Annotated in this window: 15 protein-coding genes and 1 other annotated feature; all 15 genes read right to left on the bottom strand. The window is 43.6% G+C overall.

What is annotated here, in order from left to right:
• Positions 1-44: 44 nt before the first annotated feature.
• Positions 45-470 carry a 50S ribosomal protein L11 gene (rplK, locus tag MWM02_RS00610; protein WP_003247535.1) on the bottom strand — a complete coding sequence of 142 codons (426 nt, stop codon included), beginning with the start codon at positions 468-470 and terminating at the stop codon, positions 45-47.
• A gap of 249 nt (positions 471-719) precedes the next feature.
• Complete coding sequence (gene nusG / locus MWM02_RS00605; RefSeq protein ID WP_064550555.1) at positions 720-1253, bottom strand: transcription termination/antitermination protein NusG; 534 nt, start codon at positions 1251-1253, stop codon at positions 720-722.
• A gap of 130 nt (positions 1254-1383) precedes the next feature.
• Positions 1384-1566: a preprotein translocase subunit SecE gene (secE, locus tag MWM02_RS00600; RefSeq protein WP_064550556.1), complete on the bottom strand. Its 183-nt coding sequence runs from the start codon at positions 1564-1566 to the stop codon at positions 1384-1386.
• A gap of 42 nt (positions 1567-1608) precedes the next feature.
• Positions 1609-1758, bottom strand: coding sequence for a 50S ribosomal protein L33 (gene rpmG / locus MWM02_RS00595; protein ID WP_064550557.1), 150 nt, complete (start codon positions 1756-1758; stop codon positions 1609-1611).
• Between the two features lie 92 nt (positions 1759-1850).
• The gene (sigH, locus tag MWM02_RS00590; protein ID WP_064550558.1) at positions 1851-2501 is read right to left on the bottom strand and encodes an RNA polymerase sporulation sigma factor SigH; all 651 of its coding nucleotides are present in this window, start codon (positions 2499-2501) and stop codon (positions 1851-1853) included.
• Between the two features lie 69 nt (positions 2502-2570).
• The gene (locus tag MWM02_RS00585; RefSeq protein ID WP_064550559.1) at positions 2571-3083 is read right to left on the bottom strand and encodes an NYN domain-containing protein; all 513 of its coding nucleotides are present in this window, start codon (positions 3081-3083) and stop codon (positions 2571-2573) included.
• Between the two features lie 4 nt (positions 3084-3087).
• Positions 3088-3825: a 23S rRNA (guanosine(2251)-2'-O)-methyltransferase RlmB gene (rlmB, locus tag MWM02_RS00580; protein WP_064550560.1), complete on the bottom strand. Its 738-nt coding sequence runs from the start codon at positions 3823-3825 to the stop codon at positions 3088-3090.
• A gap of 2 nt (positions 3826-3827) precedes the next feature.
• Positions 3828-4247 carry a Mini-ribonuclease 3 gene (locus MWM02_RS00575; RefSeq protein ID WP_064550561.1) on the bottom strand — a complete coding sequence of 140 codons (420 nt, stop codon included), beginning with the start codon at positions 4245-4247 and terminating at the stop codon, positions 3828-3830.
• Positions 4248-4252: 5 nt separating this feature from the next.
• Positions 4253-5653, bottom strand: a complete 1401-nt coding sequence (gene cysS, locus MWM02_RS00570) for a cysteine--tRNA ligase (RefSeq protein WP_064550562.1) — start codon at positions 5651-5653, stop codon at positions 4253-4255.
• On the bottom strand, positions 5631-6299 hold the full coding sequence (gene cysE, locus MWM02_RS00565) for a serine O-acetyltransferase (RefSeq protein WP_064550563.1): 669 nt from the start codon (positions 6297-6299) through the stop codon (positions 5631-5633). Before cysE ends, cysS begins: the two co-directional genes overlap by 23 nt.
• 69 nt (positions 6300-6368) lie before the next feature.
• Positions 6369-6600: a binding site (T-box leader), on the bottom strand.
• Between the two features lie 40 nt (positions 6601-6640).
• Complete coding sequence (gltX, locus tag MWM02_RS00560) at positions 6641-8101, bottom strand: glutamate--tRNA ligase (protein ID WP_244402733.1); 1461 nt, start codon at positions 8099-8101, stop codon at positions 6641-6643.
• A 108-nt stretch (positions 8102-8209) separates the two neighbouring features.
• Positions 8210-8686, bottom strand: coding sequence for a 2-C-methyl-D-erythritol 2,4-cyclodiphosphate synthase (ispF, locus tag MWM02_RS00555; RefSeq protein WP_064550565.1), 477 nt, complete (start codon positions 8684-8686; stop codon positions 8210-8212).
• 17 nt (positions 8687-8703) lie between these two features.
• Positions 8704-9390 (bottom strand): 2-C-methyl-D-erythritol 4-phosphate cytidylyltransferase, encoded by a 687-nt coding sequence (ispD, locus tag MWM02_RS00550; protein ID WP_064550566.1) that lies wholly within the window; start codon positions 9388-9390, stop codon positions 8704-8706.
• 23 nt (positions 9391-9413) lie between these two features.
• A complete protein-coding gene (locus MWM02_RS00545) occupies positions 9414-10508 on the bottom strand; it encodes a PIN/TRAM domain-containing protein (RefSeq protein WP_064550567.1) in 1095 nt (364 codons plus the stop codon).
• 108 nt (positions 10509-10616) lie between these two features.
• Complete coding sequence (gene radA / locus MWM02_RS00540; RefSeq protein ID WP_244402732.1) at positions 10617-11990, bottom strand: DNA repair protein RadA; 1374 nt, start codon at positions 11988-11990, stop codon at positions 10617-10619.
• Between the last annotated feature and the right edge of the window lie 62 nt (positions 11991-12052).

Below are 12052 nucleotides of genomic sequence, written 5' to 3'. Positions count from 1 at the left end.
ATTTCTCCTTGTAGTCGCAACCTCCTCAGCCAACTTTATGCACATTAGTCTTCGATAACGATGCCCATGCTGCGGGCCGTACCTTCAACCATGCGCATCGCAGCTTCGATGCTCGCTGCGTTTAAATCCGGCATTTTCAATTCGGCAATCTCGCGCACTTTATCGCGTTTGATTGTCGCTACTTTATTGCGGTTTGGTTCACCGGAACCAGATTCAATGCCGGCCGCTTTTTTCAATAACACTGCAGCTGGCGGAGTTTTTGTAATAAATGTAAATGAACGGTCTTCATATACCGTAATTTCAACCGGAATAATTAAACCTGCTTGGTCAGCTGTGCGAGCATTGAACTCTTTGCAAAATGCCATAATATTAACACCGGCTTGACCTAACGCTGGACCAACTGGCGGTGCCGGATTCGCTTTTCCTGCAGGAATTTGTAGTTTCACGACTTTTACAACTTTTTTTGCCACGAGACACACCTCCTTAAGTCCGTGATGTGGTATTAGGGATTGTCCCTCCCACTCATAAGGCTAACTTAGCATAGCCCTTTTCCATAATCTCTCGTTTCGGTTGAGAGGATCTGCGTGTTAAAATAACGACGCTCCCTTATACAGTTTGTATAAGTTCATTGCCTAGGCAAACAATTTTATCTCGATTTACGAGACATACTGACTTTAAAATATTATCACTTTTCTATTTCGATTGCAAGTTATTTTCCATCATATTTTTTCAATTTGCGAAAACTCAAATTCCACTGGCGTTTCGCGACCAAACATATTGACAAGCACTTTCACTTTTCTTTTATCAACATCGATCTCTTCAATTGTACCTGTAAAATTGGCAAAAGGGCCTTCTTTTACTCTTACCGTTTCTTTTAATTCATAATCTACATCCAGCTCAGCAAGCTGCATACCCATCCGCTTTAAAATCATTTCGACTTCTTCTTCAAGAAGCGGCGTCGGTTTGGAACCAGCTCCGCTTGAGCCGACAAATCCCGTTACCCCTGGCGTATTGCGCACTACATACCAAGAATCATCGGTCATAATCATCTCGACTAACACGTACCCCGGAAATACTTTTCTTTTTGTCGCTTTCTTCTTGCCGCTTTTTGTATCTGTCTCCGTTTCTTCAGGAACGACGATGCGAAAAATTTTATCTTGCATCCCCATAGACTCAACGCGTTTTTCCAAGTTGGCTTTCACTTTATTTTCATAGCCTGAATACGTATGAATAACATACCAATTTTTTTCCATCGATTGGGACTTAAACGTCCTTTCCCTCCCTAAAACGGTTTGGTTTCCTTTTTTAAACAAAACAAAAACCCGTTGCCGGGCTATATGTTTCTATCTATTTACTTTTCATTATATCATATGGGCGAAACACTTATTCAAAAACGAGACGAATTAATTCGGAAATGCCTAGATCAACCACTGCAAAAAATACCGTGAAAAACGCAACGGTAACCAATACAATTGCCGTATAATTGACAAGTTCTTTTCGGCTTGGCCAGCTTACCTTTCTCATTTCCCGTGCTACTTCTTTAAAAAAATTAATCATTCGCTGCATGATTAGTAACCTCCAACAAACGTACGAGCTGCCCACGTTGCTTTATTTCGTTTCACGGTGGGTCGTGTGCGCATTGCAAGTTTTGCAAAATTTATTTGTTTCAAAGCGTTGTTGAAAATGGTTGACATTTTTCATTGTAACATAATTTCGGCTATTGCATTGACTACAAGCCAAAATAATTTTTTTGCGCATGAATACCCCACCATTCTTACAAGATGTCCATAAAAATTTACCATACACGCATTCCTAATGTCAATGACATCAGGAAAATAGAAAGCCCTTTCCTAAAGGCTAATTTCACGGCACTCCAGATATTTTTCCAGCTTCCTTTTTACGCGCTGAAGGGCGTTATCGATCGATTTGACATGGCGGTTTAGCTCTTCAGAAATCTCTTGATATGATCGGCCATCCAAATATAAAGCAAGCACCTTCCGTTCCAAATCACTGAGCAGCTCCGTCATTTTCACTTCAATATCATCGACTTCTTCGCGGTTAACGATCAGCTCTTCTGGATCCATCGCTTTCGTTCCAGAAATGACATCCATCAGCGTCCGGTCCGATTCATCATCATAAATCGGTTTGTCTAACGATACGTAGGAGTTAAGCGGGATATGCTTTTGTCTTGTCGCCGTTTTAATCGCAGTGATCATCTGCCTCGTAATACAAAGTTCTGCAAACGCTTTAAAAGAAGAAAGCTTGTCCCCTTTAAAATCGCGAACCGCCTTATATAAACCGATCATTCCTTCTTGAATGATGTCTTCCCGGTCCGCGCCGACTAAAAAATAAGAGCGTGCTTTGGCACGAACAAAGTTTTGATACTTATGGATCAAAAAATCGAGCGCGTCCCCATCCCCTTGATGCACAAGCTCCACTAACTGCTCGTCTTCCAAATGCTTATAGCTTTGGTACGTCTTCTCTTTGAAGCATTCGCCCACGCTGATCCCCCCGACCGCATAAATCGCTAAAATTTATTATACAGTACAAATTTTTACAGCGTCAACCATTCATTTTTGTCCTCTTCGCCATTTTTCGAAAATTCGGGCTACTTCGTCCGGCAACGGAACTTTAGACATCGGGGTTTGCTCTTTTATATTTTGCAATTTTTTTGAAATAGCTTTTTCGATAGACTCCATCTCCACTAAAAGTTCGCGCGCCGACTTGCGCAACGCCCCTTGACTAAAAATCGTCCATTGCTCCGTATAATCGGAAGTAGCGACATACACCTTTGTTTGCACATTAATTAAGCTTTTTGCCAATCTTTCAATCCGCTCATCCGCTGTCTCATTTTCCTTTGTAAAAATAACTTCGACTTGGTGATTTTTGTATTTTTTCTCATTCCCTTGTATGAGGTGCGCATCGAAAACGATAATGACTTGATCACCAGTAAATCCTTGGTACTCGGCCATTTTGGAAATCAATAAATCCCTTGCCGCAGCAAGGTCATCCTCCTCCTTCAGCTCGCGAAGCTCCGGCCAAGCACCGATAATGTTATAGCCATCGACAATCAGAATATTCATTGATTTATTCCCCTAACGGATAACGTTTGCGATACACCTCATACATGAGAAGACTCGCGGCGACAGAAGCGTTCAATGACGTAACATGCCCTCGCATCGGCAAACGAATAAGAAAGTCGCATTTTTCTAAAATAAGCCTTCCGATTCCTTTTCCTTCACTGCCAATCACAAGAGCCAGCGGCATCGTTCCGTCAAGGGAGCGATAGTCATCCTCCGCTTTGGCATCTGTCCCGACAATCCATACGCCGCGCTCTTTTAATTCATCTATTGTTCTCGCCAAATTCGTCACTCGCGCGACAGGGATGTATTCGATTGCCCCTGTCGAAGCTTTCGCGACCGTTGCCGTCAAGCCGACAGAGCGCCGCTTCGGAATAATGATGCCATGCGCCCCTACAGCATCAGCCGTTCGCATAATCGAACCCAAATTATGCGGGTCCTCTAGTTCATCTAGAATGAGAAAAAACGGCGGTTCGTTTTTTTCGGACGCTCGCACAAATAAATCGTCGACTTCATAATAACGGTATGCCGCGACTTGAGCGACAATTCCTTGGTGCGTCCCTTCTACCATTTGATCGAGTTTTTTTTTCGGAACGTATTGCACAAGCACACCGTTTTGCTTAGCGAGCTGAATAATCGGTTGAACGGAGTGACGCTGCACACCTTCCGCTATCCAAATTTTGTTAATTTGTCTTTCCGATTTCAACGCCTCGATGACGGGATTTTTCCCAATAATAAAATCCATTGCTACAACTTCCTTTCCTCACTTTCAATAATCATAAAAGAACAGCGAATAAGCTCCTCCACCCGTTTTTCATTATTACCTAAAAAATGGTATCCGATCAATGCCTCAAACGCTGTACTATATCGGTACGTCTGCACATCCGTGTTTTTGGGAATCGTGCCGGATTTGGCGTTTCGCCCCCGACGAACGACCGACTGCTCTTCTTCTGTTAATATTCCATTTTCCAACAATGTTAATAGCACTTTCGCCTGCGCTTTTGCCGATACATATTGAATCGCTTGCTTATGAAGCTGATGTGGCTTTGCATTTCCGCTGGAAAGAAGGTGATGCCGCACGTACAATTCGTATACGGCATCCCCAATGTAAGCAAGCGTTAATCCGTTCATTTGCTTCACATCTTTGACTGGCTGCAAAAGATTCATGCATCTTATCCTCTTTTCCATCTTGTTCCTTGCGGCGTATCTTCCAAAATAATGTTTTTCGCTTTTAATTCATCGCGAATTTGATCCGCTAAAGCAAAATTCCGGTTTTTTCTCGCTTCGTTCCGCTTTTGAATAAGCGCTTCGATTTCCTCGTCCAACAATTCCTCTTCCTGCAGCGTAATGCCGAGCACGTCTAACAGCTGTTCAAATTCACGCAAAAACGCATGAATAACACGTTCCGAGGTGTTCTTCTCATGCAAATACAAATTCGCTTGTTTCGCTAATTCAAATAGCACGGCGATTCCATTAGCTGTATTAAAATCGTCGTCCATTTCCCGAATAAACGCCTCATGCTGCTCTTGAATGCGTGCAAGCCACTGCTCGTCGTCATCGGTTAAGTTCGTGCTGCTCTGCAATCGATGTTTTAGATTAAAATAAGACGTTTTCAACCGCTCCAATCCTTTTTTGGCGCTTTCTAACAACTCTTCGCTATAGTTAATCGGATGACGGTAGTGAACAGAAAGCATAAAAAACCGCAATACTTGCGGGTCGATTTGTCGGATAATGTCGTGAACAAGCACGAAGTTGCCGAGCGATTTCGACATTTTTTCGTTATTAATATTCAAATATCCGTTATGAAGCCAATATTTTGCAAACGGTTTGCCTGTTAACGCTTCTGATTGGGCGATTTCGTTTTCATGATGCGGGAACGTCAAATCCTGACCGCCAGCATGAATATCAATCGTATCCCCCAAATATTTGCGCGCCATTGCCGAGCATTCGATATGCCATCCCGGACGCCCTTTTCCCCACGGGCTATCCCAGCAAATTTCCCCCTCTTTTGCCGCCTTCCATAATGCAAAATCAAGCGGATCTTCTTTCTTTTCTCCAACTTCAATGCGCGCTCCCGCTTTCAGTTCATCAATAGATTGATGCGAGAGTTTGCCGTATTCTGCAAATTTTCTTGTACGATAGTACACATCTCCATCAACTTCGTACGCATAACCTTTCTCGATCAATGCTTGAATAAATTCAATAATCGTATCCATATTTTCGGTTACGCGTGGATGCACATCCGCTTTTTTGCAGCCAAGCGCCGCAATATCTTCAAAATACGCTTGAATAAAACGCTCTGCAACCGTCGGCACATCTTCTCCCAATTCGCGCGCCGCTTTAATAAGCTTATCATCGACATCAGTAAAATTGGATACATATTTCACTTCGTAACCACGAAATTCTAGGTAGCGGCGAATCGTATCAAATACGATCGCGGCGCGGGCGTTGCCGATATGAATATAGTTATACACCGTCGGACCGCATACGTACATTTTTACCTTATTTGGTTCAAGCGGTTCAAACGGTTCTTTTTTTCTTGTCAATGTGTTATAAAGCCGAATGCTGCTCATGTTCGTTCTTCCTTTCCTTTAAGCTTTCGATTTCGCTACGCAATTTCGCAATTTCCGCTTCTAACTCTTTAATGCGATCGGCAACTGGATCCGGCAAATCCGTATGATTTAAGTCTTTTTTTACTTTCACGCCATCGCGGACAACGACTCGTCCCGGAATGCCGACAACCGTAGAGTTCGGCGGAACGTCTTTCAACACAACCGACCCCGCTCCGATTTTCGAATTTTCCCCAATCGTAATGGAACCGAGCACTTTTGCGCCTGCCGCAATTAAGCAGTTATCTTTGATCGTCGGATGGCGCTTTCCTTTTTCTTTCCCCGTTCCTCCTAATGTCACGCCTTGATATACAGTTACATTATCCCCAATTTCACACGTTTCGCCAATGACAACCCCCATGCCGTGGTCGATGAAAAAACGACGGCCGATTTTTGCCCCCGGATGAATTTCAATTCCTGTAAAAAAACGGCTGATTTGTGAAATAAGACGGGCGAGAAAGTAAAATTTACGTTTATATAACGCATGAGCGATGCGGTGCGCCCAAATCGCGTGCAAACCAGAGTAGGTTAAAATGACTTCCAAATAGCTTCTTGCTGCTGGATCTTGCTCAAAAACCACTTCAATATCTTCCTTCAATGTTTTAAACATTTGATCCTCCCTCCATTTTCATCAATTTATTGAAAGTACGTCTATGAAAAAAGCGTCTCTGTGCCATGACACAGAGACGCTCAGCGCGCGGTTCCACTCTGCTTAGCTAAACGGTCGTTTAGCTCGCTCTAGTCCGATAACGGAGAAACTCCGCTCCTATCTACTACAGAACGTCTCTGTTCCGGTTCGAAAGGAGGCTCCGAGGGGCATTTCGGAAAACATCGGTCATGAATCACTTCCAGCCAAGGTGATTCTCTCTGGGATGCCAATGTTTCCTACTTCTCCTCATCAACGCTTTTTCTGTATTTTATTTTAATTTTATGAAAAGCGGGTTAAAAAAGTTAATGAACTACTTTTTCTAATCGGCTGATGACTTTTTCTTTTCCTAATAATTGAAGCGCAATTGGCAGTTCTGGACCGTGTGTTTGCCCTGTTACAGCGACGCGAATCGGCATAAACAATTTTTTCCCTTTTTGCCCTGTCGCCTTTTGCACCGATTTAATCGCCGCTTTAATATTTTCCGCTGTAAACGGCTCGAGCTGTTTCACTTCTTCTAGAAATGCTTTTAACACATCAGGGACTTGTTCGCCTGCTAATACCTCTTTCGCTTCTTCATTATACTCAATGTCTTCTTTAAAGAACAACTCCGATAGCTTGACAATTTCTGCTCCATAGCTCATTTGTTCTTGATACAGCGCAATTAAATTACGCGCCCATTGCCGCTGTTCTTCGCTCATTTGTTCTGGCAGGCGGCCGGCTTTAATCAAATGCGGCAAAGAAATCTCCACTAGCCGGTCTAAATCTAATTTTTTAATATATTGGTTATTCATCCATGTCAACTTTTTCGTATCAAACATGGATGGCGATTTCGACAATCGGGAAACATCGAAAATGCGAATGAGTTCCTCTTTCGAGAAAATTTCTTCTTCCCCTTCTGGCGACCAGCCCAATAGCGCAAAGAAGTTAAACAATGCTTCCGGCAAATAGCCGAGCTCTTTATATTGGGAAACAAATTGAATAATCGATTCGTCACGTTTCGAAAGTTTTTTGCGATTTTCATTCACGATGAGTGTTAAATGGCCAAATTTCGGCGGCTCCCAGCCGAAATAGTCATAAATCATCAACTGCTTCGGCGTGTTCGACAAATGTTCCTCGCCGCGGAACACATGGGTAATTTTCATTAAATGGTCATCAATAACGACAGCAAAATTGTATGTTGGGATGCCGTTCGCTTTCATAATGACCCAATCGCCAATATCTTTTGATTCAAACGTCACTTTTCCGCGCACGATATCTTCAAATTCATATACTTTTCCTTCCGGCACTTTTACGCGAATCGTATATGGCTTTCCTTCCGCTTCCAATTGTGCGATTTGTTCTTTCGTTAAATGGCGACATTTCCCGCTATATTGCGGCGCAGCGATGCCTGCCGCTCTTTGCGCTTCCCGCTCTTTTTCAAGCTCTTCCGGCGTGCAGAAACATTTATACGCGTATCCTTTTTCTAAAAGTTCATTTACATATTTGCGATATATATCAAGACGTTCCGTCTGGCGATATGGACCGTATCCGCCGTCTTTATCCACCGACTCGTCATAATCGATGCCTAACCATTTTAAGTTTTCTAACTGCGATTGTTCGCCGCCTTCTACGTTTCGTTCAATATCTGTATCTTCAATGCGCACGATAAATTTCCCGTTATGATGGCGAGCGAACAAATAGTTAAATAACGCTGTTCTTGCACCGCCAATATGTAAATGACCAGTTGGACTCGGTGCGTATCGCACTCTCACTTCTTGTGACATCGTCAATAACCCTCCAATAATCTAATCAAGCTTGTACCACTATTGTACATTTTATCGGGGCAAAGTTCAAAATGGATTGTTTTCTGCGATGCAGACAGTCGCAGAAGTTTACTGCTTTTGCAATAATACGACCGCTTGTGCGGCGATTCCTTCTCCCCGGCCGGTAAAGCCCAGCTTTTCCGTCGTTGTCGCTTTAACGTTGATTTGTGATGGTTCTCCTTCCAACAATTTTGCAATGTTTTCTTTCATTTGTTCAATATGCGGCGCCATCTTCGGCTTTTGCGCGATCACTGTGCAATCAAGATTAACAAGTTCGTACCCTTGGTGCTTGACCAATTCCCATACTTGTTTTAATAACAGCGCGGAATCGGCGTCTTTATAGCGTTCATCTGTATCTGGAAAATGCTTTCCGATGTCACCCGCCCCAATCGCTCCTAAACAGGCATCCGCGACCGCATGCAGCAACACATCAGCGTCAGAATGGCCAAGCAGCCCCTTTTCGTATGGAATGCGAACGCCTCCAATAATAAGGGGACGACCCTCGACAAGCTGATGAACATCAAACCCTTGACCAATGCGAAACATATAGATTCCCCTCTCGTTTATGAACTTACCCAACCGGATAAAATCGCTTCTGCAAACAATAAATCATCTGGCGTCGTCAATTTAATATTGCGGTAATCTCCCTCGACAATTTTGACTTTCCCGCCAATCCGCTCCACCAGACTCGCATCATCTGTGCCAATATAGCCATCTTTTTGCGCTTGCTCATGGGCCCGTAAAACGAGGGAAACATGAAAAGCTTGTGGAGTTTGTACAGCCCACAAGCTAGAGCGTTCCACCGTTTCCTCGACAAACTGGCCGCGAACTTTTTTGACGGTATCCTTGACGCGTACAGCCGGAATGGCCGCGCCGTGTTCCTTCGCTTCATCGACCAACTTATGAATCTGCTCTATAGTAACGAACGGACGCGCACCATCATGAATCAGCACAATATCGCTATTTTTTATCGCTCTCAATCCATTGTAGACGCTATGCTGCCGCTCTTTTCCACCGCCTACGATCGCAGTAATTTTTTTTATATGGAAACGGGAAAATAATTGTTCAAATTGCGTTCTTTCTGCTTCATTAATTACAACGATAATGCCACGGCACCATTCATCGTTTTCAAACACTTTTAATGTGCGCACAATCAGCGGTTCATTTTGCAGCTCAATGAATTGTTTATTCATTCCCGCCTTCATTCGCTTTCCTTGCCCTGCCGCAGGAATAACTACCTCATACATCATCGCTGTTTCCCCTGTTCATTCGTTTATAACGCTTTTTGTAATAGCTTTAGCTTCGCGAAAATCATTCTCCCTGCTGACGTTTGTAACACGCTTGTCACCAATACGTCAACCCGTTTGCCAATATACTCTTTTCCGTCTTCGACGACAATCATCGTGCCATCATCCAAATACGCGACGCCTTGGTTATGCTCTTTGCCATCTTTGATCACATGGACGTTTAATTCTTCCCCTGGGAGAACAACCGGTTTTACCGCATTTGCTAAATCATTAATATTAAGGACACGTACATTTTGCAGCTCACATACTTTATTTAAATTGAAATCATTCGTGACAACAACACCTGACGTCAATTTTGCCAGCTTCACTAGCTTGCTGTCGACCTCTTGAATATCGTCAAAATCTCCTTCATAAATTTCCACTTTGATATCCAATTCCTTTTGGATGCGGTTTAAAATGTCAAGCCCGCGCCGGCCACGGTTGCGTTTTAACACATCAGACGAGTCGGCAATATGCTGCAGTTCTTCAAGGACAAAGCGCGGAATGACAAGCGTTCCCTCTAAAAAGCCGGTTTTGCAAATATCAGCAATTCGTCCATCAATAATCACACTTGTATCTAAAATTTTTAAAGAACCGCCTTTCAGTAAATCCGTCTCTCCTTCTATCCCTTTTTTCTTCGCCATTCGATTGGAAAGAGAAAATAAATTCATTAATTCATGCCGTTTTTTAAATCCTACTTGGAATCCTAAGTAACCAAGCAAGATCGTTAAAAATATCGGCAGCACCGTATTGACGACTTGAAACTGAAACGCCTGCAGCGGCATGACAATTAAAAACGCGACAATAAGGCCGAAAATAAGCCCTAAACTACCAAATAAAAGATCGGCAGCTGGTGCTTTGACGAGCGTTTCCTCCACCCAGCGAATCATATCGACAACGTAGTCTACTAGCCAAAAAGTCATCATAAAGAAAATAAATGCTCCTAACACCGCCAATGTATATGAATTATTTAGCAACGAAGTGTCGCTTATATTCATTAACCGCAACAAATTTGGTAGAAAAACGACCCCTAACGTTCCTCCAACAACAAGAAAAAACAATTGGACGATACGTTTCACCATTCTCTATTCACCTCCCTATCTACCATTATAAACAGTTTCCAATGTTTGAAACCAATCATAGTACAGTTTTTAACGTTTTTTAAACATTTGACACGTACTCGTAACATTTTACTGCAACGTATACTCCAGCGCTTCGGCGACATGGGACACGCCGATAACGGTTATATGTTCCGGCGGGTTCCATCCTGCTAAATTGTTTGTAGGGATAATCATGCGGGAAAATCCTAATTTTACAGCTTCCTGCACCCGCTGTTCAATACGGGAAACACGGCGTACTTCTCCTGTCAAACCAACTTCGCCAATAATGACGTCATGCGGATTTGTAGGCTGATCGCGAAAGCTCGAGGCAATGCTCACAGCAATCGCTAAATCAATCGCCGGTTCATCTAATTTTACTCCCCCTGCCACTTTCAAGTAAGCATCCTGATTTTGTAAAAGCAGACCGACCCTTTTTTCCAATACGGCCATCAATAAAGAAACACGGTTATGATCAATTCCTGTCGCCATCCGCCGCGGATTACCAAAGCTCGTTGGTGACACTAACGCTTGAATTTCGACTAACACAGGACGGGTCCCTTCCATTGCCGCGACAACGGTTGAACCTGCTGCACCGCGGGAGCGCTCCTCTAAAAACACCTCCGATGGATTTGCGACCTCAACAAGCCCCGATTCTCTCATTTCGAAAATACCAATTTCATTTGTGGAGCCGAAACGGTTTTTCACCGCCCGCAAAATACGATACGTATGATGGCGCTCGCCTTCAAAATAAAGAACGGTGTCCACCATATGCTCTAAAATTCTTGGTCCGGCAATCGCTCCTTCTTTTGTTACATGCCCGACAATAAAAATGGCGATTCCTTTTGTTTTGGCGATTTTCATCAGCTCTGCCGTGCACTCGCGAACTTGTGATACACTTCCGGGCGCAGACGCAATATCCGCGCGGTAAATCGTTTGGATCGAATCGATCACAACACAAGCAGGGTGAATCGTTTCTATTGCTTCTACAATATATTCCAAATCTGTCTCTGCTAATACATACAGCTGGTCAGCAGCAACACGAAGGCGGTCAGCGCGCAATTTCGTTTGTTTTACTGATTCCTCGCCGGATATATATAATACTTTATGCTGCAAAGCGGCAAGTTGCGCAGAAACTTGCAATAGAAGCGTCGATTTTCCAATCCCCGGATCGCCGCCGATTAAAACGAGCGAACCTTTCACAACCCCTCCGCCCAATACGCGGTTAAACTCGGAAATGCTCGTTTGTATGCGCGGCTCTTGCGTCGTTGTCACTGTAGTAATCGGCACTGGCTTAGAGATGATATCAGGCGCGGAATGAACAAACACTCCTCTTGTTGCCGGCTTGGTCCGCTCGATTTCCTCAACCATCGAATTCCACGTATTGCATCCTGGGCATCTTCCAAGCCACTTCGCTGACTCATAGCCGCATTCTTGACAAACAAACTTTGTTTTCTTTTTCCCCATCGTCGAAAAACCCTTTCTTTTTCATCATTGAAACAAAAAGGTATGGGCAACGAGCTGCCTCA

This window comes from Parageobacillus sp. KH3-4 (genome assembly GCF_022846435.1).
Taxonomy (GTDB): Bacteria; Bacillota; Bacilli; order Bacillales; family Anoxybacillaceae; genus Parageobacillus; species Parageobacillus thermoglucosidasius_A.
The sequence above is the reverse complement of the archived record's forward strand: the minus strand, read 5'-3'. Positions and strand labels throughout refer to the sequence as shown.

Coding starts and splice junctions, on each gene's coding strand:
- radA (WP_244402732.1), bottom strand. CDS start 11,990: ATGGGGAAAAAGAAAACAAAGTTTGTTTGTCAAGAATGCGGCTATGAG.
- ispD (WP_064550566.1), bottom strand. CDS start 9,390: ATGATGTATGAGGTAGTTATTCCTGCGGCAGGGCAAGGAAAGCGAATG.
- MWM02_RS00585 (WP_064550559.1), bottom strand. CDS start 3,083: ATGAATATTCTGATTGTCGATGGCTATAACATTATCGGTGCTTGGCCG.
- rpmG (WP_064550557.1), bottom strand. CDS start 1,758: ATGCGCAAAAAAATTATTTTGGCTTGTAGTCAATGCAATAGCCGAAAT.
- secE (WP_064550556.1), bottom strand. CDS start 1,566: ATGCAGCGAATGATTAATTTTTTTAAAGAAGTAGCACGGGAAATGAGA.
- ispF (WP_064550565.1), bottom strand. CDS start 8,686: ATGTTTCGCATTGGTCAAGGGTTTGATGTTCATCAGCTTGTCGAGGGT.
- MWM02_RS00545 (WP_064550567.1), bottom strand. CDS start 10,508: ATGGTGAAACGTATCGTCCAATTGTTTTTTCTTGTTGTTGGAGGAACG.
- cysE (WP_064550563.1), bottom strand. CDS start 6,299: ATGTTTAAAACATTGAAGGAAGATATTGAAGTGGTTTTTGAGCAAGAT.
- rlmB (WP_064550560.1), bottom strand. CDS start 3,825: ATGGATTTTATTATTGGGAAAAATCCCGTCATCGAGGCGTTGAAATCG.
- MWM02_RS00575 (WP_064550561.1), bottom strand. CDS start 4,247: ATGAATCTTTTGCAGCCAGTCAAAGATGTGAAGCAAATGAACGGATTA.
- cysS (WP_064550562.1), bottom strand. CDS start 5,653: ATGAGCAGCATTCGGCTTTATAACACATTGACAAGAAAAAAAGAACCG.
- gltX (WP_244402733.1), bottom strand. CDS start 8,101: ATGTCACAAGAAGTGAGAGTGCGATACGCACCGAGTCCAACTGGTCAT.
- nusG (WP_064550555.1), bottom strand. CDS start 1,253: ATGGAAAAAAATTGGTATGTTATTCATACGTATTCAGGCTATGAAAAT.